Origin of the sequence: Bradyrhizobium lablabi (assembly GCF_018131005.1) — a bacterium.
In the GTDB taxonomy this organism is placed as follows: domain Bacteria; phylum Pseudomonadota; class Alphaproteobacteria; order Rhizobiales; family Xanthobacteraceae; genus Bradyrhizobium; species Bradyrhizobium lablabi_D.
On record NZ_JAFCJK010000013.1, the window covers coordinates 76,379 to 96,913 of the forward strand.

Below are 20,535 nucleotides of genomic sequence, written 5' to 3' on the forward strand. Positions count from 1 at the left end.
CGATCAAATCTGCTTGTTCGTCGCGCTGGGTCTGCTCGGCCCGGTTGCCGTGGATAATTGCAGACCGTTGAGTTACGCCCGCAACACATTACCCGCGTAGCGGGAATAATTTTGTCATGTGGCCGACTTAGGTTCACCGCGGCAATCAGCAACCACAATGGAAGTCACAACGTGGATCATCCGCAACGTCGTAAAGCTCCCGTAAGACCGCAGAAGGTCCTCGCCGGCCTGCTGCTCAAAGCCTCCGCGGTGGCGGCGATCAGTCTGGGGTTCGTCTCATCGAGCGCCTCGTTTGGTGGCAACAAAGTCGAGGTCGTCGTCTTCGGCGACAGTCTCCTGGATGCCGGTACATATTCGCCGGTCGCCAAAGCGAAGTTTGGCGGCGGTCGCTCCACAACAAATCCGGGCCTCAATTTCACCCAACTGGTCGCTCGCTCTTATGGCGATGAACTGACGCCCGCATTCGTTGGCGGCTTCGGCCTGCCTCTCGTTCCAACCGGCGGCAGGAACTACGCGCAAGGAGGCTCGCGCGTGACGATGCAGCCCGGCAGCGATCATGCCGCGGCAGGATCATCGCATGCAGACTTCGCATTGGCGACGACGATACCGGTGAAGGATCAGGTGGCCGAATTCCTCAAGGCTCATGAACGGTTCAGTCCAGACCAGCTGATCATCATCAATGGCGGAGCAAACGACATCTTCCTTCAATTGGCCGCGGCCCAGGCGGCCGGCACTGAACAGGCCCAGCAGGATGCGGTCAAAGCCATCGGCCAGTCCGCTCTCGACCTGGCCGACATTGTCGGCACGATCGTCAAAAGCGGCGCGACGCATGTCGTGGTGTTCAACATGCCCGATATCGGAAAGACTCCGATGGGAGTTGCCAGCGTGGATCGAGGTCGGTCGCTCACGCAGATTTCCCAATCGTTCAATTTGGCGCTGACGGGCGCGCTGGGTCGGCAGGATCTTGGCGAAAAGGTTCTCCTGCTAGATTCCTTCTCGTTCCTCGACGACATGGTTGCCAACTACCAACAGCATGGGTTTCAAGTATCGAATACCGGGTTCGCCTGTAATCTATCGGCTCAGGTCACAAAAGCCACCAACTTGCACTTGGACCATCCATCGGTATTCGGTCAGTCGCTGTTCTGTTCGCCGCAGACTTATGTGAGCAAGGGAGCCGATGAGACCTTCATGTTTGCGGACGCGCTGCACCCGACGACGCACCTGAATGCCCTCCTTGCGGAGTTCGTGGAACAGCAGATTGACAGGCAGAACTGGAAATTGCCGAGGCACGCCGCGCGGGAAAGCGATAGCCGGAACTCTCCCTTATAGGCTCATCGAGCAAGGTGAGGCAGAACTCGCTGAGGCCATCCCAGCAGTTGGCCATCTTCGCAAATCTATTGGTGCGAAGCCATCGCGTGGCCGGTAAGGCCACGCGGCCTGCCACGAGGAGGCGCGGATCGGTCGACTATCCCAGCGAATCTTCCCGATTTCGCCTCAGGATCTTGAGCGTCAGCAGAACGGCGCCGAGCACAAGAAACAGTACGCCGACAGTGATTGTACTCGTGGACTCGAAACTCACCCCGACCGCGGTCAGCAGGCATCCGATGATGATGGAGACCAGGCCGCCAAGCTTCTTTACCAGGAAGAGATGTCCGTCACTCGTTTGCGCCACCATGATACGCCTCGCCTTTCAGATGATGCCCCCATGAGATTCACGCCCCATGTCTGCAAATTCTCGCCCAGTCTCGGCTCGCACGCGTTGGGCACGATAGTACGCCCGGCCCGAAATGTTGCAATCTGTCTCTGATAAGGCTTCCAGGACCTCATGTCGTACGCGTCGTTTTAATCAATTGAAAACTGTTGCGAAGCACTCGGCCCGGTGCCCGAGGTTGAAGGCTTGCTCGAAACAATGTGGCGAATAGCACGTCCCACCTCATCGGATGGCTGGGTAGCAAATTTCCGACCCGGTTGTGATTAGACCCGCCCAAAGCCGAGGCGCTGATTTGTTGACGCGCGGCCCGTTCTCGAACAAAGTCGTCTGGAGCTGAGTCCTTTCGACAGAGTGGTGCCATGGCGTCACGATCGGTCGTCGATGAACGAGAGCCGGCTTACGTCTCGACCGGCCATCTACCCGGTCCGGAGATCGTGCAGTCGCTGGTGGATGACGCCCATCAGCGTTTCAAGTCAGACACTGACGGTACCAATTCACAGGTTTACCCGGCGCTCGCACGAGTCCCCGCGGAATTGTTCGGCGTCTGTGTCGTCGGAACGAACGGGCGCGTCTACGGCGCGGGCGACGTCGACTACGAATTCTCCATCATGAGCGTCTCGAAGCCGTTCCTGTTTGCGTTGATCTGCGAGGCGCTGGGACCTGCCGAGGCGCGCGAGAAGCTGGGCGCCAACGCGACCGGACTTCCGTTCAACTCGCTCGCCGCAATCGAGAATGGGAACGGACTCACCAATCCGATGGTGAATGCCGGCGCGATCGCGACGACAAGCCTTGCGCCCGGAGCTTCAGCCGAGGCGCAGTGGCAATTCATCCACGATGGGTTATCGCGCTTCGCCGGCCGTAAGCTCCTGCTCAACGAGGAGGTGTATACGTCAGCATCACAGACCAATTTTCGCAACCGCAGCATCGCGCGACTGCTGGAGAGCTATGAGCGGATCTACTGCGACGCCAAGCAGGCCACCGATCTCTACACGCGGCAATGTTCGTTGAATGTGAGCGCCAGCGATCTGGCAGTGATGGGCGCGACGCTGGCCGACGGCGGAGTGAACCCGGTGACCAGGCAACGCGTGGTCGATGCGGCCGTATGCCACTACGCGCTGGCCGTGATGGTCACTGCCGGACTGTACGAGACATCGGGCGACTGGCTGTACGACATAGGCCTGCCCGGAAAAAGCGGCATCGGCGGCGGTATCGTCGCGGTATCCCCTGGAAAGGGCGGTTTCGGCACCTTCAGTCCGCCGCTGGATGCCGCCGGAAACAGCGTGAGAGGACAGCTCGCCGCGAAGTTTCTATCGCAACGACTGGGCATGGATCTGTTCGTGTCGCAACCAGAAGAATGAAGCAACAGGGATCGGCGCCCCGGCTGATCACGCGAGTCGAGGAGATTGGAGGACGGCATGACCACGGAAACAATCTCGGTCGAAGACATCCACCGGGAGGAACGCGCGTCATGGGTTCCCATGATCGCGATTGCGCTCGGTCAAATGATCATGTCGTACAACGTTGCGTCGCTGCCGGTCGCCCTGGGAGGAATGGTGGAAAGCTTCGGAGTGCCTCCGACCACGGTAGCGACCGGAATCGTGGCCTACTCGATGCTGGTGGCCGGATTTGTCATGCTTGGAGCGAAACTTGCCCAGCGCTTCGGGGCGGTGCGGGTTTTCCGCGCTGCGGTCGTCGTCTTCTTTGTGTCCCAGATCGCGATGACGTTCAGCCCTACGGCCACCGTCATGATCTCCGCGCAGGCACTCTGCGGGGCCGCGGGCGCAGTGATCGTGCCTTCGCTTGTCGCCCTGATCGCCGAGAACTATGCCGGACGCCAGCAGGCCACTGCGGTTGGTGCGCTGGGGTCGGCGCGCGCCGCTGCCGGAGTGCTGGCATTCATCATCGGCGGAGTGCTCGGAACCAACATTGGCTGGCGGCCGGCATTCGCGATCCTGATCGCTGCTTCGGCGATCGTCTTCCTCCTGAGCTTCCGCCTGAAGCCCGATCACGGCCGCGCCGATGTTCAGATCGATCTGGTCGGCGTCGCGCTCGCGGCAAGTGCGATCATTCTCATCAGTTTCGGCTTCAACAATCTGAACAGATGGGGACTGGCGGTAGCGACCCCCAACGCCCCGTTCGACCTGTTGGGTCTTTCGCCGGCGCCCGTCATGATCGTCCTCGGCATTGTGCTCGGCCAGGCGTTCTTGATGTGGACACATCGGCAACAGGCCGCGGGGAAGACACCGCTGCTTGCCTTGGAGGTGATCGACTCGCCGGAGGAGCGATGTGCGGTCTTTGCGTTGTTCGCGGTGGTCGCGCTGGAGGCCGCTCTGAACTTCACAGTGCCGCTTTACATCCAGATTGTGCAGGGACGCACGCCGATCGCCACAGCGATCGCGATGATGCCGTTCAACCTTACTGTCTTCTTTGCGGCGATGTTGATCGTCAATGTCTACAGCAGGCTGACGCCGCGGCAGATCGGACGCCTCGGCTTTACGCTCTGCACCATCGCACTGGTATGGCTGGCGTTCGTAGTGCGCAACGACTGGAGCGAGATTCCCGTTCTCTTTGGGCTCGTCCTGTTCGGTATCGGCCAGGGGTCTCTGGTGACCTTGCTGTTCAACGTTCTGGTGACGGCCTCGCCCAAGGCCCTGGCGGGGGACGTCGGGTCGCTCCGCGGAACGACGCAAAACCTCGCGGCCGCGGTCGGCACTGCGGTGGCTGGAGCTCTTCTTGTCGGTCTCTTGAGCACGATCGCCCTGGGCAGGATCACGGCCAGTCCGCTCCTGACGAAAGAGCTGCAAAGTCAGCTTGATCTCGACAACATCACCTTCGTCAGCAATGACCGGCTGCGCAGCGCGCTCGAGGGTACCAACGCTACGCCGCAGCAGGTCGAGGAAGCCGTTCAAGTCAACACCGAGGCGCGCCTGCGGGCGCTCAAGATCGGACTGCTGATCATGGCGGGACTGGCTCTGATCGCGATCATTCCGGCCGGGCGGCTGCCGAATTACCGACCGGGAGAAATCCCGGCGGATGAAATGGCGAACAAGCCATGAAGTTGAGGAGCATGACATGACGACCTATGACAGCAGTTCAGCGACGCGGCTCGGCGGCCCGCCAACACCTCCCCTGTGGGTCTGCGTCCTGCTAGGACTCGTCATGATCGGCGCAGGCCTTCTGGTTTTGGGTGATGTCGCGCTCTTCACGGTGATCAGCACGATCTTCATCGGCTGGACAGCCATCGTCGCCGGCGGCTTCGAGATCGTGCACGCTTTCTGGACCAAGGGATGGGGCGGTTTTGTGTGGCAACTCCTCCTCGGCGCTCTCTACCTGGCGCTCGGAATCGTCCTGCTGAGCCAGCCGGTGACCGGTGCGCTGATCCTGACCTATGTTCTTGGTCTGCTGCTGCTGCTGTCCGGGATCGTCCGCATCCTGATCGGCGTCAGTCATTGGCAGACCGGCTGGGTCATACTGATTTCCGGGATATTCGGCACCCTGGCGGGTCTCGTCATCCTGACCGGATTTCCGGCAACGGGTCTGTGGGTGCTCGGCTTGCTGCTGGGCATCGATCTGCTGTCTCACGGCATCGGATGGCTGACCTATGCGTGGCTGCCGACAGCCAAGGCGGCGTAGCTTTCCCTAACCAGCCGGGATCAGATCGGACTGCCTCCTCCACAGCGAGATCGATGGGAATTCCGCACCCGCGCGTCATCGGCGGAGATCGAATATGTCAGATTTGAAGAAGCTGGGAGCAGTCTTCAGAATTCTCGTACTGCTCGCGTTGATCGGACTGAGCCTTGAGGCTTTGTCCCCTGCTCGGGCTCAGCAGGGTTCGGCTGTGCTGTTCCGGAACGTCCGCATCTTTAACGGGAAGGACAGTGCGATCTCCGCACCCACAAATGTCCTGGTCCGGAACAACAAGATCGAGAAGATCTCGACCGCGGCGATCACGGCAGACGCCGAGGTGATCAACGGCGGCGAGCGCGTGCTGATGCCCGGGCTGATCGACGCACATTGGCATGCGATGCTGGTGCGTCCGACGCCGGTGGCCGCCATCTCGGGAGACGTCGGCTACCTCAATCTTCTCGCAGCCGCGGAGGCCACGGCCACGCTGATGCGCGGCTTCACTACCATTCGCGACATGGGCGGGCCGACCTTCGGCCTCAAGCGTGCCATCGATGACGGCCTCGTCGCCGGACCTCGCATCTATCCGTCCGGTGCGATCATCACCATTACTGGCGGCCATGGCGATTTCCGGCAACTCTCGGACCTGCCGAGAACGATCGGCGGCATGCTCAGCCGCATGGAGAAAATCGGGGGCAGCATGGTCGCGGACAGTCCGGACGAGGTCCGCGTTCGCGCGCGTGAGCAACTCATGCAAGGGGCGACGCAGGTCAAGCTCACCGCGGGCGGCGGGGTCGCGTCGCCATTCAGTCCGCTCGACGTATCCACATTCACCGAGCCCGAGTTACGCGCGGCCGTCGAAGCCGCCGAGAACTGGGGCACCTACGTCGCTACCCACGCCTATACGTCGGTTGCGATCCGGCGGTCGATCGCGGCCGGGGTCAAATGCATCGAGCATGGGCACTTGATGGACGAGGACACGGCCCGCCTGATGGCCGAAAAGGGAATCTGGTTGAGCACGCAGCCTTTCCTCGACGCGGCCGCCGCAAGTGCTCTGGGGCCCTCGGAGCAAGACAAGATGCGGCAAGTGGTCAGCGGGACCGACCGTGTCTACGCCCTGGCGAAGAAATACGGAATCAAGACCGCGTTCGGCACCGACGTTCTGTTCTCGCAGGCGCTGGCTGAGCAGCAGGGCGCCATGCTGGCGAGCCTGACGCGCTGGTATAGTCCAGCCGAAGCGCTGAGAATGGCGACATCGACGAATGCCGAGCTATTGAGCCTGTCCGGTCTCCGAAATCCCTATCCCGGCAAGCTCGGCGTGGTGGAGGAAGGTGCGCTGGCTGACCTCTTGCTGGTCGATGGCAATCCCACCGACAATATCAAGCTCGTCGAGAATCCGGCCAAGAATTTCCTCGTGATCATGAAGGACGGAAAGATCTACAAGAACCTTTTGGTCGGAGACCGAAAGGGCTAAACAAGCGCGTCCGCCCGATCAACCCAGTGTTGATAAACAAGAGGCGTGCAACAGGGGGGCTTCAATGCATCGAAAGACCGCCGAAATTGCTTTCACCGTGGGTGTCACGATCGGTGCATTGGCCGGGACCGCGAGCGCGCAGAACCGGCCAGGAAGCGCTGCCATCGACGCGAGCTTGAGCGGCGCGGTCGAGCGCAAGGACGTGCCGGGTGTGGTCGCGCTGATCTGCGATCGCGAGCACGTGCTTTATCGGGGCGCATTCGGCGTGGCCGATGTAGCGACCGGCCGCCCGCTCGAGGCCGACGCACTGTTTCGCATCGCCTCGATGACCAAGCCGATCACGTCGGCGGCGCTGATGCAGCTCGTCGAGCAGGGCCGGCTCGGTCTCGATGACCCCGCTGAGAAATATCTGCCGGAGCTTGCCGGACTTCAGGTCTTTGAATCATTCGACGCGGCGACGGGAGCCTATCGGCTCCGCCCGGCATCAAGGCCGGCGACTGTCAGACACTTTCTGACGCATACGTCCGGATTGGCCTATCCGTTCACCAGCGCGATATGGCGCGATTTCAAGCCGCGCGCCGGCGAAACCTATCCGTTCGGCGGACCGCTGTTGTTCGATCCGGGCGAACGCTGGCATTACAGCACCAGCACCGATGTGGTCGGACGGCTGGTCGAGGTCGTGTCTGGCGAGAGGCTCGAGAACTATTTCCGCGAACACATCTTTGCCCCGCTCAAGATGGACGACACCTCCTACAACGTGCCGGAAGCAAAGGGACCGCGCCTCGTGGCGCAGCAGCAGCGCGCAGGCGAGCGCATGGACGGCGCCGTCGAGCTGCAAAAGCCGCAGCCCGGGCTCACCATAGCGGCGCCGATCGGCGGCGGCGGCCTCGCCTCGACCGCTGATGATTACGGGCGCTTCATGCGTATGTTGCTCAATGGCGGCGCGCTTGACGGCGTGCCCGTGCTCAAGGCCGAGACGGTCGCGCTGATGGAGCAGAACCAGATCGGCGCGATCTCGGTGCCGGCGCTCAAGAGCGCGCTGCCGCGCAGCGCCGATTTCACGTTCATCGCTGACGGCCGGGACAAATGGGGGCTCGGCTTCCTCATCACGACCGATCAGGTCCCCGGCAAGCGTTCCCCGGGCAGCCTGAGCTGGGGCGGCATCAACAACACGTTCTTCTGGATCGACCCCACGCGCGGCATCGCCGGCGTGATCATGATGCAGTACCTCCCGTTCGCCGACCCCAAGGCGCTCACCGTCTACGACGCATTCGAACGCGGCGCCTATCAGTTCGTGAACGCCGAGCGGTAGGCGATCACTGATTTGCCCGACGTGGCAAGCGCTGCCACGAAAAATATTTCACTTCCGTCGTCGGGCAAATCAGTTGTTCAATTCCGCCCATCTCACCCGATCGAGGGGCGCTTCGCGATCGTCACGAACGTTGCGGTGAGATGCGGTGGACGCCGAGCGCGCAACTGACGAGTGCGCGAGAGGCGGACGGCGAAGTCGTGTGGTTCTGACGCCCCAGTGGCAGGTGTCAAGTTCTTAAGAAGCTCACGCTCCTCAGGGATGACGGTGACAACAAAGCCTGGTCTCACCGGGAAGAACACGTATAAGCCGTAAAACCATCGCGCAGGGAATGCCGGATTGCCTCCGCTGAACCTGTATGCTCGTGTGCGCTTCCTTCTACAATCAGCACACGAGACCGCGGGTGCAGCGCGCACCCGGCATTCCCTGCGCCCTCCACTTCGGGAGAGGGTGGAAAGAGACTTAAAGCTCGGGCAGATCGTGCCGCGAGAATGTGAGCGCATGTCCTCTCGTTCCGTCATGCCCCGCGAGGGCGGGGCAACCGGTACGCCGCGGCCTTTCGGCTCTCGCGCTGACGTCTCCGGAATACTGGATCACCCGCTTTCGTGGGTGATGACACCGCGAAAGGCTGATTGAAACGTGAATCCGAACTCTTCACCCCGTCATTGCCGCAACAATGAGACTGCTGTCGCCCGCTCGATCCGCCCCTCTCGAACGCATTGCCGCCCGCCCCGGATTTTCGTACACCCTTCGCGCAATGACCTCCTCCCTCGCCCCCAACTCCGTCGACGTGCTGTTGTTCGATCTCGGCCGCGTCGTGCTGGATATCAGCTTCGACAATGTCATGGCGATCTGGGCCGGCCACGCCGGTTGCGCGCCTGCTGACCTCATGGGACGCTTCGTCATCGACGACAGCTTCAGGCATCACGAGACCGGCAGGATCGACGACGCGGCGTTCTTTGCGAACCTGCGCCGCTCGCTCGGGATCGAGCTGACGGACGCACAGTTCCTCGAAGGCTGGAACGCCCTGATCGCGGGCGAAATACCCGGCATCGCGGCCCTGCTCGCGAGCGCCGCGAAACGGATGCCGATCTATGCCTTCTCCAATACCAATCCCGCCCATATCGAACACTTCTCGGTTGCCTATGCCGACGTGCTCGGACACTTCCGCGAGATTTTCCTGTCTTCTGCGATCGGCTTGAGAAAACCCGATGCCGAGGCCTATGATCACGTGGTCAAAGCGATCGGCGCGCCGGCGTCGCGTATCCTGTTCTTCGACGACTCGGTCGCCAACATCGAGGGCGCGCGGGCGCGCGGCCTTCGTGCCATCCACGTGACATCGACGGATGACGTGGCGAGGGCACTGAGCGCACTTGAGATTCCGACAGGCTAGAGCATGATCCGGACCCGGAGGGCGGCGTTAGCGCAAAGTGGACACCGGTTTTCCCACGCGACAAGCGCGTAGCGTTTGGCGCGGAGATCATGCTCAAACAAAAAGAGTTCTGCCCGTGGCCTTGATGCCGGTTGCCGATGCCCTCTCCGCCATTCTCGCCGGCGCCGACCCGCTGCCCGAAGAGAATGTTGCGCTCGACGCCGCCTGGCACCGCACGCTTGCGCGCGACATCGCGGCGCGCCGCACCCAGCCGCCGCAGGCGATGTCGGCGATGGACGGTTACGCCGTCCGCGCGGCCGACGCATCCGATCTTTCGGCCCGCCTCAAGGTGATCGGCGAAGTCGCGGCCGGCCGGCCATTCGAGCGGACGGTCGGCGCCGGCGAGGCGGTCAGGATCTTCACCGGCGGCGTGGTCCCCGCTGGAGCCGACGCCGTGATCATCCAGGAGAACACGCGGGCCGACGGCGAGCACATCACCATTACCGAAACCGCCGCCAAGGGACGGCATATCCGCGTCGCCGGCGTCGATTTCCGTGAGGGCGATATCCTGCTCGCCGGAGGCAGCCGCCTCTCCGACCGCGCGCTCTCGCTCGCCGCCGCCATGAACTATCCGGAATTGCCGGTGCGCCGCAGGCCAAAGGTCGCGGTCCTCGCGACTGGCGACGAACTGGTGATGCCGGGATCGGTCCCGGGGCCCGGCCAGATCGTCTACTCCAATGGCTATGCCCTGCGCGCGCTGGCGCGCGCCGAGGGTGCCGAGACCGTCGATCTCGGGGTCGCCGCCGACACTGTGGCGGCCACCTCGGCTGGCATCCGCCGGGCGCACGAGGTCGGCGCCGACATCCTGATCACCACGGGTGGCGCATCTGTCGGCGACCACGATCTGGTCAAGCAGTCGCTGGAGGCCGAGGGCGTCAGGATCGCGTTCTGGCGGATCGCGATGCGGCCGGGCAAGCCGATGATGCATGGGCGGCTCGGCGGAATGCGGGTGATCGGCCTGCCCGGCAATCCGGTGTCATCCTATGTCTGCGGCTTCCTGTTCCTGGTGCCGTTGATTCGGGCACTGAGCGGCCGCAAGGCGATTCATCATGTCCGCGAAAGCGCCCTGCTCGGCCGCGATCTCGCAGCCAACGACCAGCGCGAAGACTATCTGCGGGCGCAGCTCGATGAGCGCGAGGACGGCACGCTGATCGCGACCCCCGTCACCCACCAGGACAGCTCGCTGTTGGGGAATCTCGCTGCGGCGCGGGCACTTGTGATCCGTCCGCCGTTCGCGCCCGCGGCCGAGAAAGGCGCCGCCTGCGAAATCCTGTCGCTGCCGGAATGAAGCGCGCGGCTGCGTTTCATCGGCTATGCTCACCCATGTTCACCGGAAATTAAGTGGTTGCGGAACACATATCGAACATATAGTGTCCGTTCATGATTTGTTTCGAGACCTAGTGTCACCGGCCAGGAGCGCAATGCTCCTCAAGGTCAGGCTTCCTGAATCTTGGATCGAACGACGCCATCAACCGGGGGAATACGCGAGATGCTTACGCGCAAACAGTACGAACTTCTGCGTTTCATCAATGAACGTCTGAAGGAAGCCGGCGTGCCGCCCTCTTTCGACGAGATGAAGGATGCGCTCGATCTGCGCTCGAAATCCGGTATCCACCGCCTCATCACCGCGCTCGAGGAGCGCGGCTTCATCCGTCGCCTGCCCAACCGTGCCCGTGCCATCGAGGTGATCAAGCTTCCCGAGCTCTCGGCAGGCGGCGGCAATGGCCGGCGTGGCTTCACCCCGAGCGTGATCGAGGGCACGCTTGGCAGGCGCAGCAGCACGCCGCCGACCGCCGAGGATGACGGCAACCGCCCCGTCGCCGTCCCCGTGATGGGCCGGATCGCGGCCGGCACGCCGATCGAGGCGCTGCAGACCCGCAGCCACACCATCAGCGTGCCGCCGGATATGCTCGGCTCCGGCGAGCACTATGCGCTGGAGGTGCGCGGCGACTCCATGGTCGATGCCGGGATCCTCGACGGCGATGTGGCATTGATCCAACGCAACGATACCGCCAACACGGGCGATATCGTGGTCGCGCTGATCGACGAGGAGGAAGCGACGTTGAAGCGCTTCCGCCGCCGCGGCGCATCGATTGCGCTCGAACCGGCCAACACGGCCTATGAAGTGCGCATCCTGCCCCCGAACCGGGTGCGCATCCAGGGCAAGCTGATCGCGCTCTATCGCAAATACTGACTTTGACGCGGGGCTTGGGTGTCTCACTTGGCGCCGGACTCGAGCGCAGAGTCGCAATGCACATCGGTGCGATGGAACGCGCGGCGCGCGGCGCCGTTGCTTTGTGGACTGCGCCCGTGTGGCTGCCCACCGGTGCGCCCGGATACCTTCCTGGGCACTGTAGCGCGTTTGTGATCGGAGAGCGGCGCGGCCAGTCGTACAATCGCCCATAAAAGAGGAAAAACTCGTCTGCTGTCGTCCACTCTGGTAGAGGCCCGCGCCTCAGGGAGAGGCAAGGGTCGCTATCTCGAACCGAGGAGCTATCCGATGTGTGACTATAGTCTGCACGCCGTGCAGTCGCGTCCCGCCATAGTTGGAGAGACGCTGATCACCACGACATTCCGCGGCACCTCGACCCGCGGTTTTGCGTCGGAGAACGATCCGACCGTGGCGGTTTGCATGCTGCCCGGCACCGAGCTCGCTTTCGCCGAAAACGTCCGCTACGACAGCCGCTGGATCTGGACCAAGACGATCGGCTATCGCGTCGGCGTGTTCAATGAGGTCGAGCCCGACGTTCCGGACCGCCATCATGATGCGGTCGAATTCCCCGACGGCAGCCATGTGCTCGTGACCCAGCTCCGCGAGGGACAGCGGGTGACCGTGCTGCAACTTCCCGCCGTTCATCCGGCCGTCGAGCACAAGCCCAAGGTCGCGGAAACGAGGCCGTCCGCATTCGCATCGCTGTTTTTGGGTTGAGAGCATCGTAGCTGCAGGCTTGGCCTTGCCCGGCCCCGCGGCGCGTGACCTGAACGATTTCAATGCCCCCGGGACCACTGGTTCCGGGGCCATTTGGCGAATTGCGTTCAGCGGTGCCTTGGCGCATCATCGCCCGCGGATGGGGGCGTGATCGGTGGTCGACAAGGTCACATGGCAACGGGCTGGACGCGTCACCGAGCCGGGCCGCTACATGTTCCGGTTCGGCTGGCTCACGGTCACGGCCGATGACCTGAATATCTGGCAGCAATATCCGGAAGCGGCCTTCACCCTCGTCAGGCGGCCCGACGCCGGCTCCGATGAATACCATCTCGGCGCCTTCGAGCTGCCGCCCCACTCTTCGTCGGGGTGACCGCTAGTCGTCCCCCTGTAGGTCGGCTTGTGCCGGCGTCGTATCGACCGCCGGCCCCGACGCGTCGCTGCGCGCGCGCAACAGCGGCTCCGGCTCGCCGTCCCCAGGCGCCGCCGGCGACCACGGCCGATCGATCCCACCCGGCTTGACCGCCTCAAAATGGAAGGCGCCGCCGACGCGGCGCAGTGTGAGAGCGCCGTGACGCCGCAGCCGCTCGGCATCGATCACGGCGGCGACGCACCCGGGCGGCACGGGCCGCGCGGTCACGATCAGCGCCGCCCGCTTGCAATCATCGGCAAGCGCCTCGGGCCGCGTCGCCAGGGCGACGAAGCCGCCGCCCCCGACCTGCGTGACGCAGCCGGTCCCGTCGCACGAGACGCCATCCGCGAGCGAAGGATCGGTCGCCGTGCGCGCGTCCGCGTCCGCTGCCAGCCACTCCTTGACCAGGAAGGCATCCTTGGCGGTTCGCATCAGGTGCAGCCGCCCGTCGCCGCCGCGCACGGCAACGTTGCGGCCGTCGGCGGAGACCATGACATCCGGCTGCGGTGCCCTCACGGCCCAGACCAGCGCCACCGCCAGCATGGCTGCGCCCGACCAGCGCAGCGGCGAACGCAACAGCCCAAACAGGATGATGCCCGCGCTCGCGACGATCAGCGGGCCGATCCCGAACGCCCCGATACGGCCGACCGCGCCGGGCAGGCCCGCGACCCATTGCGTGACCACGATCATCCAGTCGATGCCGGCGCCCATGACCGCCCAAAACACGCCGTCGAAGCCGAAGGGCATGGCGACAAGCCCCAACAGCCCGGCCGGCATCACCAGCGCCGAAACCACCGGCATCGCGGCGAGGTTGGCAAGCAGCCCATAGGGCGTGATGCGGTGAAAGTGGAACGCGGCATAGGGCGTCGTCGCAAGTCCTGCCACCAGCGACGCCAGCACCAGCATGGCGATCTCGCGGCCGCCCCACAGTGCGACGCGCGCGGTCGCCGAATGATCGGGAGACGCCAGCAGGCTCGGCATCCCGACCTGCACCAGCGCGACCAGCCCGAGGGTCGCCGCGAACGACATCTGGAAGCTTGGATGCACCAGCGCTTCGGGTGCGATCGCCAGCACAATCAGCGCGGCCACGGCCAACGTGCGGAACGTGATCGCACGGCGATCGACGATGACTGCGATCAGCACCACGGCCGTCATCAAAAACGACCGCTGGGTTGCGACCTCCGCGCCCGACAGCAGCAGATAGAATGCGGCGGCGACGAGCGCGGCCGCGGCCGACCACTTCTTGATCGGACGGCCGACGGTCAGCACCGGAAACAGCGCGAGCAGCGCGCGCACCGCGAAGAAGACGACGCCGGCGACAACAGCCATGTGATAGCCGGAGATCGACAGAACATGGCCAAGCCCGGAGATGAACATCGCGTCGTTGACAGGTTCGGAGATCGCATCGCGCCGGCCGGTGAGCAGCGCGGTCGCGATTGCGCGTCTGTCGCCGTCGAGCGTCGTGCGGATGCGCGCGTCGATCGCGTCCCTCAGCCCCTGCATGAAGGCCGCGTAGCGCAGCGCCAGGCCGCCGCTCGCGGGCGGCTCCTTCGTCCTGATCGACCCCATCACAAAGCCGGAGGCACCGATGCCCTGGAAATAGAGATCGCGGCCGAAATCGTAGGAGCCGGGACGCTGCGGCCCAAGCGGCGGCAACAGCCGCGCCTTCAACTCGACATAGCTGCCGACCGCCGGCGCAGTGCCCTTCCTGACCGACAGGCGCACGCGCTCCAGCCTGATCGTGTCGCGCTGGCTCTCCAACGTGACCACCCGCAGCACGAAGCGGTCAGTCCTCTCGCGAATATCGCGCGTCTCCACAAAGCCGGTGAGTGATGCCGAAAAGATCGGCCGCGCCAGCACACCATGCGCCACGCGCGCGGTCTTCCAACTCGCGGTCGCAAAGCCCGCCGCCAAGGCCGCCACCATGATGATGACGGGAAAGACCTTCTGCCGCCGCAGCAGCAACGCCAGCACGCAAAGCACAATGGCGACCGGCGCTGCGACAGACAGCACCGGCTCATGGTCGGCGGCGAAGTAGAATGCGATGCCGCTGCCGAAGGCCACTGGCACCCAGGGCAGCAGGCGCCCGGGGCCCGCCTCGGCGCGAGCCCATTGCCGCAACGTTTCGACGAACGACGGCCAAACGCTGACCCGCACCGGCACGTAGCCGCCGGCAGGTGCGACCGCGCGTGGCGGCCACGTCCCCGCATAGCCGCGTTTGCCGCCCGGCGTCGTGCCCTGCTCCGCCATCTCTCGCTTTGCGATCCCTGTCGGGGCGCAAAACTACCGGAAGGTGTAACCTCACCGCTAGCGGAACGGATGCAGAATGCCGATCAACAAGGTCGGCCGCCAGACCCAACGGCCCCTCCGCTGCCACATGCCGACCGCAGTTCTCGCCTGCGTCAAACCGATCGAGCCGAAAGTCTCATTAGGTACCAATCCCATTGGGATTAAACTGCCGGCACCGCCACCTCTTCGGGACCGCCGCAAGAGGCGGTTGACGGCTCGCGGCACTGAAGGCCGCTGGAGCTCCTCTCTGGTGGACCAAGACTCCCCAGAGACCAGGCGTTGCGGACGACCTCGCAATTCTCGCCTGCAACGCCACGCACCACGCGTCCTCCGCGAGCGAGCAGATCGCTGAAAAAAAGCGAGGAGTAGCGTTTGAATTGATAGGAGCAGCACATGGCAATTCAAGTACCGAGCGATTTTCGTCGCGTGATTGTCGCTGCGTCGGTGGGAAACATCATCGAATGGTATGACTTCTACATCTTTGGCAGCCTGGCCGCAGTCCTGTCGGTCAAGTTCTTTGAGCAGTCCCACCCCGTTGCAGCGCTGCTGAGCACGATCGCGCTGTTCACCGCGGGCTTTTTGATCCGCCCACTGGGAGCATTCCTGTTCGGATGGATGGGCGACCGGGTCGGCCGCAAATATACTTTCCTCATCACGCTGACCGGCATGGGACTGGGAACGGGCGCGATCGGACTGATCCCGACCTACCAGTCGATCGGCCTCACCGCCGCATTCATTCTGTTCGGTCTGCGCATGATCCAGGGCCTCTGCCTGGGCGGCGAGTATGGCGGCGCCATCACCTATGTCGCCGAGCATGTGCCCGACGACAGGCGCGGCTACTATACCGGCTGGCTGCAGACCTCTCCTACTCTCGGCATCGTGGTGTCGCTGGCCGTCATCATCCTTACTCGGACCTGGTTCGGTAACGAGGCCTTCAATCAATGGGCGTGGCGCGTTCCGTTCCTGCTATCGTTCCTCTTGGTGGCGATTGCCATCTACATCCGGCTTCAGTTGCAGGAGACGCCGATCTTCCAAGAGATCAAGGCCCGCGGGCAGATGACCATGAACCCGTGGAAGGAAGCTTTCCTGAGTTCGAATATCAAATACATCCTGATCGCGACCGTGGTCCTGATCGGACAGGGCGTGGTCTGGTACAGCGGCCAGTTCTGGGCACTGTACTTCCTGCAGCAGGTTTCGAAGGTGGACGCGGTAACCTCGGCCTACATCGTGGGAGCAGCACTGCTGATCGCAACTCCGAGCCTGATCTTCTTTGGCTGGCTGTCGGATCACATCGGCCGCAAGTCCGTGATCCTGGGAGGCATGCTGCTCGCCGCCATCACCTACTATCCGCTGTATCTGTGGCTCGGCTCGGTCACGCACCCCGGAAACATCAATTATCCGGTCGCGGTGTTCATCATCTTCATCCTCGTCTGCTACGTCGGGATGGTGTACGGGCCGGTCGGCGCGTTCCTGGCGGAGTTCTTCCCGGGAAGGATCAGATACACGTCAGTATCGGTGCCGTATCACATCGGCAACGGGTGGGGTGGCGGACTGGTGCCGTTCATCACCTCGGCGGCTTTCGCGGCCACCGGCAGCATCGGCTACGCGCTGATCTACCCGATTGTCGTGCCCGCCGTGTGCTTCGTACTTGCCGTCTTCCTGATGCCGGAGACTCGCAGAACCAGAATCTGGGAGCAAATTGAGGCGAGAACCGCCGCGTGAGGAATACCCCGCCGCAGGCGGTCGCCCCTGCGGCCCCGGTTGTGATCCATTTCGGCAAGAGCGGGACAATGCTTCTGTGACGTCGCCCCGCTCTGCCTTTCGCGTGATCCTTTGGAAAACGCGGGTATCAGGAGTACTCACACCAATCGTCGCTTCTCCGACCGCCAGCGAATGACGGTCGGGCCAATACCGCTGTCAGCTTCACTTCTCAGCCAGCCCGGTGATGCCAATGATCGTGCCACCAGGTGGCGAAATCACGATCCGTCAGCAGTTCCCAGCCAGCGAGCAGGATCACCACGATGCCGGCCAGCACGCTACTTGTAGTGACCGGTCCCTGGTCGTAGCCGAACGTCCAAGGTGCCAGCACCAGAGCCAACCCCATCAGCATCTCACCCCATTCCTCCAGATAGGACGGAATGATGAATGCCTCGACGGCAAACAGCACGACGCTCAATCCAAGCACGACGGAGATCCAGAGAGCCGCCCCGGAGAAGCCCAGGACAAACGGCGACGCGACCAGCCAGACGCCTACCAACAGGCTGGCAGCGTCCTGCCAGTGTTGAATGCGCATAATGCTCACCTCCCTCTTCCGGGGATATGGTGCCGGAGGGACGATAAAGCACTTGTCCGGCCTGCGATGTGTTGCCGCTGCTGATCCGCAAGCCCACGACAATCCGGACCGCCCAACACCCGAAATGTGCCCTCGATGGTCTACGAGCTTGGTCCCATCTCCAGATGCAGCGTGATGCCCGGCCGCGCGCTCTGCCCACGCACTCTCGCTGACTACAAAGGCTGCGCTGGCGCCTCGTGCCCGTGCAATGGCTAGATCAGCCGCGTCTGCGACGACACGTGATGGCAGACGATCTTCCAGTCGCCGTCCTCGCGCGCGATCACCCAGGTGATCTTCAAAGACAGAGGCGGCGCATTGTCTTCAAGGAAGAAGGACGCGATGCCCGCCATGTTGACCAGATCGGCATTCACCCGCTCGGTCCTGACCTCGCTGAACTGGACGCGTGGCGCGCTCCAGCGCGGCAGGCCGCTGAAATAGGCTTTGACGCCGTCGCGGCCACGAAAGAGCGTCGGGTTCGAGCCGAAGAAGAATGCGCTTTTCGAATAAAGCGCCGCCAGCGCGGCCGCGTCGAGAGTGCTGAAGCCCGCCGACCATTTTTCCATAATGGCGGAAGCGATGTCGTCGGTTTCGCTTGGCATCCGTCGCCCCGTTTTGACTGCGGCCTAGCTCTTCCCGCCGACTTCCTTGGCAAAGGTGTCGCGCAAGCCGATGGTGCGGTTGAACACCAGCCTCTCCGCGGTCGAGTCGGGATCGCGCACGAAATAGCCCTGCCGCTCGAACTGCATCGCCTCGGTCGAATTGATCTCGGCGATTGCGGGCTCGACCCGTGCGTCGGTCAGCACCTCAAGCGATTGCGGATTGAGGTCGGCGACGAAATTGCCGGCATCCGGATTGGGCGTCGCGAACAGCTGGTTGTAGATGCGGATCTCCGCAGGCCTCGATTGCGCCGCCGGCAGCCAGTGCATCGTCGCCTTCACCTTGCGGCCGTCGGGCGCGTTGCCGCCCTTGGTCAAGGGGTCATAGCTGCATCGCAGCTCGACGATCTCGCCGGAGGCATCCTTGATGACACCCGTGCATTTGATGAAGTAGGCGTAGCGAAGCCGTACCTCGTTGCCAGGCGAGAGACGGAAGAATTTCTTCGGCGGGTTCTCCATGAAATCGTCGCGCTCAATAAAGAGCTCGCGGCCGAAGGCGATCCTCCGGGTGCCGGCATCCGGGTTGTCAGGATGGTTGATCGCCTCGATCTCCTCGACCTGCCCCTCCGGGTAGTTCTCGATCACGACCTTGAGCGGCCGCAGCACCGCCATGCGCCGCAGGGCCGTGCGGTTCAACTCCTCGCGGATGAAGAATTCGAGCATGCCGACATCGACCACGCTGTTGGCCTTGGCCACGCCGACGCGCTTGATGAATTCGCGCACCGCCGCCGGCGGCACGCCGCGCCGCTTCAGCCCTGCGATCGTCGGCATGCGCGGATCGTCCCAGCCCGAGACGTGGCCGTCGCGCACGAGCTGGGTTAGCACGCGCTTCGACAGCAGCGTGTAGGTCAAATTGAGCCGCGCGAACTCATACTGGTGCGGCGTCGACGGCACCGGCAGCTTTTCGAGCAGCCAGTCATAGAGCGGCCGGTGATCCTCGAACTCCAGCGTGCAAATCGAATGCGTGATGCCTTCGATCGCGTCCGACTGGCCGTGAGCGTAATCATAGCTCGGATAGATCGACCATTTGTCGCCGGTGCGCGGATGGTGGGCGTGCAGGATACGGTAAAGCACGGGATCGCGCATGTTGATGTTGCCGGCGGCCATGTCGATCTTGGCGCGTAGCACGCGGGTGCCATTCGGAAATTCGCCTGCCTTCATGCGGCGGAACAGATCGAGGTTTTCCTCCACGGAGCGATCGCGAAACGGCGAGTTCTTGCCCGGCTCGGTCAGCGTGCCGCGCGCGGCACGGATCTCAGCCTGCGACTGGTCGTCGACATAGGCACAGCCGGCCTTGATCAGGCTTTCGGCCCACTCGTAGAGACGCTCGAAATAGTCGGAGGCGTAATAGAGGTGGGTTCCCCAATCGTAGCCCAGCCAGTGCACGTCGGCCTGGATGGAGTCGATATACTCCTGCTCCTCCCTCGTCGGGTTGGTATCGTCGAAACGCAGGTGGCAGCGCCCGGCGAATTCCTCCGCGATGCCGAAATTCAGCGCAATCGACTTGGCATGGCCGATGTGCAGGTAACCGTTCGGCTCCGGCGGGAAGCGCGTCACGATCTGGCCGTACTTGTGGGAAGAGAGGTCGGCCTGGACGATGTCACGAATGAAGTCGCGCCCTGCCTCTGCCGTCGCTGTGTCAGTCGTCATCAAGGGTTTCCTGAAGGTTCTAGCGGACCTTCTGCCAAATTCGCGCCGTCAGGCCAAGCCCTGTGGCCGCAGCAGTCATAGTCCGGCCACCCGGGCGCGCACCCGCTCAAGAAACGCCTGCCGCGACATGGGCGTAGAGCGGTCCATGTCGTAGTGCGCGAGGTAGAATGACCGGACGGCCGGGCCGCACATCGGCTTCAATGCACGGAACAGCACCTTGCGGCCGGGATCCTGCATCACGATGCGGGTCAGCCACCACGGCGATCCATAGCTTGTCACCACCCCGAAAAGGCGAATGTTGGTCAAGAACGGCTTGATGCGGGCGCCGGCCAGATCGTGGACGAAAGCGGTTCCCGGCGCCCAAACACGGTCGAAATAGCCCTTGATCGTGGCCGGCATCGAAAACCACCAGTGCGGGAAGCAGAAGATAATGCCGTCCGCCCGCCGCAGGTCGGCGACGAGGCGCGCCACCCCCTCCTCGGCATAAGGCCCCTGGTAGTAGCTGCGACGCTCCGCCTCGGTCATGACCGGAGAGAACCCTTCACGGTCGAGGTCGGTCGCGATCACCTGATGCCGGCGTGCGAGCGTGTCGACGATGGTCCGGAACAGTGCGTGATTGTAGCTGTCCTGAAGCGGATGGCTATGAACGACCTGGATTAGCATTGGCACAATCTCCCGAGCGTGTGATACACGGTCGCGCTCTTCCCAACCGGTTTGCTC

The 20,535-nt window shown here is 63.3% G+C and carries 18 protein-coding genes; 12 read left to right on the forward strand and 6 right to left on the reverse strand.

Annotated elements, in window-relative coordinates:
* The first annotated feature begins 171 nt into the window (after positions 1 to 171).
* Positions 172 to 1,329: an SGNH/GDSL hydrolase family protein gene (locus JQ553_RS30120; protein ID WP_212503693.1), complete on the forward strand. Its 1,158-nt coding sequence runs from the start codon at positions 172 to 174 to the stop codon at positions 1,327 to 1,329.
* Positions 1,330 to 1,465: 136 nt separating this feature from the next.
* Here the strand turns inward: JQ553_RS30120 and JQ553_RS30125 are convergent, their stop codons facing one another.
* Positions 1,466 to 1,675, reverse strand: coding sequence for a hypothetical protein (locus tag JQ553_RS30125; protein ID WP_212503694.1), 210 nt, complete (start codon positions 1,673 to 1,675; stop codon positions 1,466 to 1,468).
* Positions 1,676 to 2,070: 395 nt separating this feature from the next.
* Here JQ553_RS30125 and glsA point away from each other — a divergent pair, with 395 nt between their 5' ends.
* From glsA to JQ553_RS30175, 10 genes are all read left to right on the forward strand, one after another.
* On the forward strand, positions 2,071 to 3,069 hold the full coding sequence (gene glsA, locus JQ553_RS30130) for a glutaminase A (protein WP_212503695.1): 999 nt from the start codon (positions 2,071 to 2,073) through the stop codon (positions 3,067 to 3,069).
* Positions 3,070 to 3,126: 57 nt separating this feature from the next.
* A complete protein-coding gene (locus JQ553_RS30135; RefSeq protein ID WP_249144694.1) occupies positions 3,127 to 4,767 on the forward strand; it encodes an MFS transporter in 1,641 nt (546 codons plus the stop codon).
* 16 nt (positions 4,768 to 4,783) lie between these two features.
* Positions 4,784 to 5,344: an HdeD family acid-resistance protein gene (locus JQ553_RS30140; protein ID WP_212503696.1), complete on the forward strand. Its 561-nt coding sequence runs from the start codon at positions 4,784 to 4,786 to the stop codon at positions 5,342 to 5,344.
* Positions 5,345 to 5,438: 94 nt separating this feature from the next.
* A complete protein-coding gene (locus tag JQ553_RS30145) occupies positions 5,439 to 6,809 on the forward strand; it encodes an amidohydrolase family protein (protein WP_212503697.1) in 1,371 nt (456 codons plus the stop codon).
* A 64-nt stretch (positions 6,810 to 6,873) separates the two neighbouring features.
* Positions 6,874 to 8,121 carry a serine hydrolase gene (locus JQ553_RS30150; RefSeq protein WP_212503698.1) on the forward strand — a complete coding sequence of 416 codons (1,248 nt, stop codon included), beginning with the start codon at positions 6,874 to 6,876 and terminating at the stop codon, positions 8,119 to 8,121.
* A 754-nt stretch (positions 8,122 to 8,875) separates the two neighbouring features.
* On the forward strand, positions 8,876 to 9,511 hold the full coding sequence (locus tag JQ553_RS30155) for an HAD family phosphatase (RefSeq protein WP_212503699.1): 636 nt from the start codon (positions 8,876 to 8,878) through the stop codon (positions 9,509 to 9,511).
* 115 nt (positions 9,512 to 9,626) lie between these two features.
* Entirely contained in the window at positions 9,627 to 10,838 is a 1,212-nt protein-coding gene (gene glp, locus JQ553_RS30160; RefSeq protein WP_212503700.1) for a gephyrin-like molybdotransferase Glp, read from the forward strand.
* Positions 10,839 to 11,039: 201 nt separating this feature from the next.
* The gene (lexA, locus tag JQ553_RS30165; RefSeq protein WP_212503701.1) at positions 11,040 to 11,744 is read left to right on the forward strand and encodes a transcriptional repressor LexA; all 705 of its coding nucleotides are present in this window, start codon (positions 11,040 to 11,042) and stop codon (positions 11,742 to 11,744) included.
* A 306-nt stretch (positions 11,745 to 12,050) separates the two neighbouring features.
* Entirely contained in the window at positions 12,051 to 12,479 is a 429-nt protein-coding gene (locus JQ553_RS30170; protein ID WP_212503702.1) for a hypothetical protein, read from the forward strand.
* Positions 12,480 to 12,633: 154 nt separating this feature from the next.
* Positions 12,634 to 12,849, forward strand: a complete 216-nt coding sequence (locus tag JQ553_RS30175; RefSeq protein ID WP_212503703.1) for a hypothetical protein — start codon at positions 12,634 to 12,636, stop codon at positions 12,847 to 12,849.
* Positions 12,850 to 12,852: 3 nt separating this feature from the next.
* Here JQ553_RS30175 and JQ553_RS30180 read toward each other — a convergent pair whose 3' ends face one another.
* A complete protein-coding gene (locus JQ553_RS30180) occupies positions 12,853 to 15,138 on the reverse strand; it encodes a ComEC/Rec2 family competence protein (RefSeq protein ID WP_212503704.1) in 2,286 nt (761 codons plus the stop codon).
* 432 nt (positions 15,139 to 15,570) lie between these two features.
* Here JQ553_RS30180 and JQ553_RS30185 point away from each other — a divergent pair, with 432 nt between their 5' ends.
* Positions 15,571 to 16,899: an MFS transporter gene (locus JQ553_RS30185; RefSeq protein WP_212503705.1), complete on the forward strand. Its 1,329-nt coding sequence runs from the start codon at positions 15,571 to 15,573 to the stop codon at positions 16,897 to 16,899.
* Between the two features lie 208 nt (positions 16,900 to 17,107).
* On the opposite strand, the gene JQ553_RS30190 is transcribed toward JQ553_RS30185, so the two are convergent.
* The 4 genes from JQ553_RS30190 to JQ553_RS30205 all read right to left on the reverse strand — a co-directional run bounded on the left by JQ553_RS30190 (position 17,108) and on the right by JQ553_RS30205 (position 20,478).
* Entirely contained in the window at positions 17,108 to 17,470 is a 363-nt protein-coding gene (locus tag JQ553_RS30190; RefSeq protein WP_212503706.1) for an SPW repeat protein, read from the reverse strand.
* Positions 17,471 to 17,721: 251 nt separating this feature from the next.
* The gene (locus tag JQ553_RS30195) at positions 17,722 to 18,108 is read right to left on the reverse strand and encodes a nuclear transport factor 2 family protein (RefSeq protein ID WP_212503707.1); all 387 of its coding nucleotides are present in this window, start codon (positions 18,106 to 18,108) and stop codon (positions 17,722 to 17,724) included.
* A 24-nt stretch (positions 18,109 to 18,132) separates the two neighbouring features.
* Positions 18,133 to 19,815: a glutamine--tRNA ligase/YqeY domain fusion protein gene (locus tag JQ553_RS30200; protein WP_212503708.1), complete on the reverse strand. Its 1,683-nt coding sequence runs from the start codon at positions 19,813 to 19,815 to the stop codon at positions 18,133 to 18,135.
* A 75-nt stretch (positions 19,816 to 19,890) separates the two neighbouring features.
* Positions 19,891 to 20,478, reverse strand: a complete 588-nt coding sequence (locus JQ553_RS30205) for an NAD(P)H-dependent oxidoreductase (RefSeq protein ID WP_212503709.1) — start codon at positions 20,476 to 20,478, stop codon at positions 19,891 to 19,893.
* Positions 20,479 to 20,535: the final 57 nt, after the last annotated feature.

Excerpts from the sequence above, each read along its gene's own strand:
- JQ553_RS30150 (WP_212503698.1), top strand. The coding sequence starts at position 6,874 with ATGCATCGAAAGACCGCCGAAATTGCTTTCACCGTGGGTGTCACGATC.
- JQ553_RS30145 (WP_212503697.1), top strand. The coding sequence starts at position 5,439 with ATGTCAGATTTGAAGAAGCTGGGAGCAGTCTTCAGAATTCTCGTACTG.
- JQ553_RS30180 (WP_212503704.1), bottom strand. The coding sequence starts at position 15,138 with ATGGCGGAGCAGGGCACGACGCCGGGCGGCAAACGCGGCTATGCGGGG.
- JQ553_RS30135 (WP_249144694.1), top strand. The coding sequence starts at position 3,127 with ATGACCACGGAAACAATCTCGGTCGAAGACATCCACCGGGAGGAACGC.
- JQ553_RS30190 (WP_212503706.1), bottom strand. The coding sequence starts at position 17,470 with ATGCGCATTCAACACTGGCAGGACGCTGCCAGCCTGTTGGTAGGCGTC.
- JQ553_RS30205 (WP_212503709.1), bottom strand. The coding sequence starts at position 20,478 with ATGCTAATCCAGGTCGTTCATAGCCATCCGCTTCAGGACAGCTACAAT.
- JQ553_RS30155 (WP_212503699.1), top strand. The coding sequence starts at position 8,876 with ATGACCTCCTCCCTCGCCCCCAACTCCGTCGACGTGCTGTTGTTCGAT.
- JQ553_RS30140 (WP_212503696.1), top strand. The coding sequence starts at position 4,784 with ATGACGACCTATGACAGCAGTTCAGCGACGCGGCTCGGCGGCCCGCCA.
- lexA (WP_212503701.1), top strand. The coding sequence starts at position 11,040 with ATGCTTACGCGCAAACAGTACGAACTTCTGCGTTTCATCAATGAACGT.
- JQ553_RS30125 (WP_212503694.1), bottom strand. The coding sequence starts at position 1,675 with ATGGTGGCGCAAACGAGTGACGGACATCTCTTCCTGGTAAAGAAGCTT.
- JQ553_RS30170 (WP_212503702.1), top strand. The coding sequence starts at position 12,051 with ATGTGTGACTATAGTCTGCACGCCGTGCAGTCGCGTCCCGCCATAGTT.
- JQ553_RS30200 (WP_212503708.1), bottom strand. The coding sequence starts at position 19,815 with ATGACGACTGACACAGCGACGGCAGAGGCAGGGCGCGACTTCATTCGT.
- JQ553_RS30195 (WP_212503707.1), bottom strand. The coding sequence starts at position 18,108 with ATGCCAAGCGAAACCGACGACATCGCTTCCGCCATTATGGAAAAATGG.
- glsA (WP_212503695.1), top strand. The coding sequence starts at position 2,071 with ATGGCGTCACGATCGGTCGTCGATGAACGAGAGCCGGCTTACGTCTCG.
- JQ553_RS30185 (WP_212503705.1), top strand. The coding sequence starts at position 15,571 with ATGGCAATTCAAGTACCGAGCGATTTTCGTCGCGTGATTGTCGCTGCG.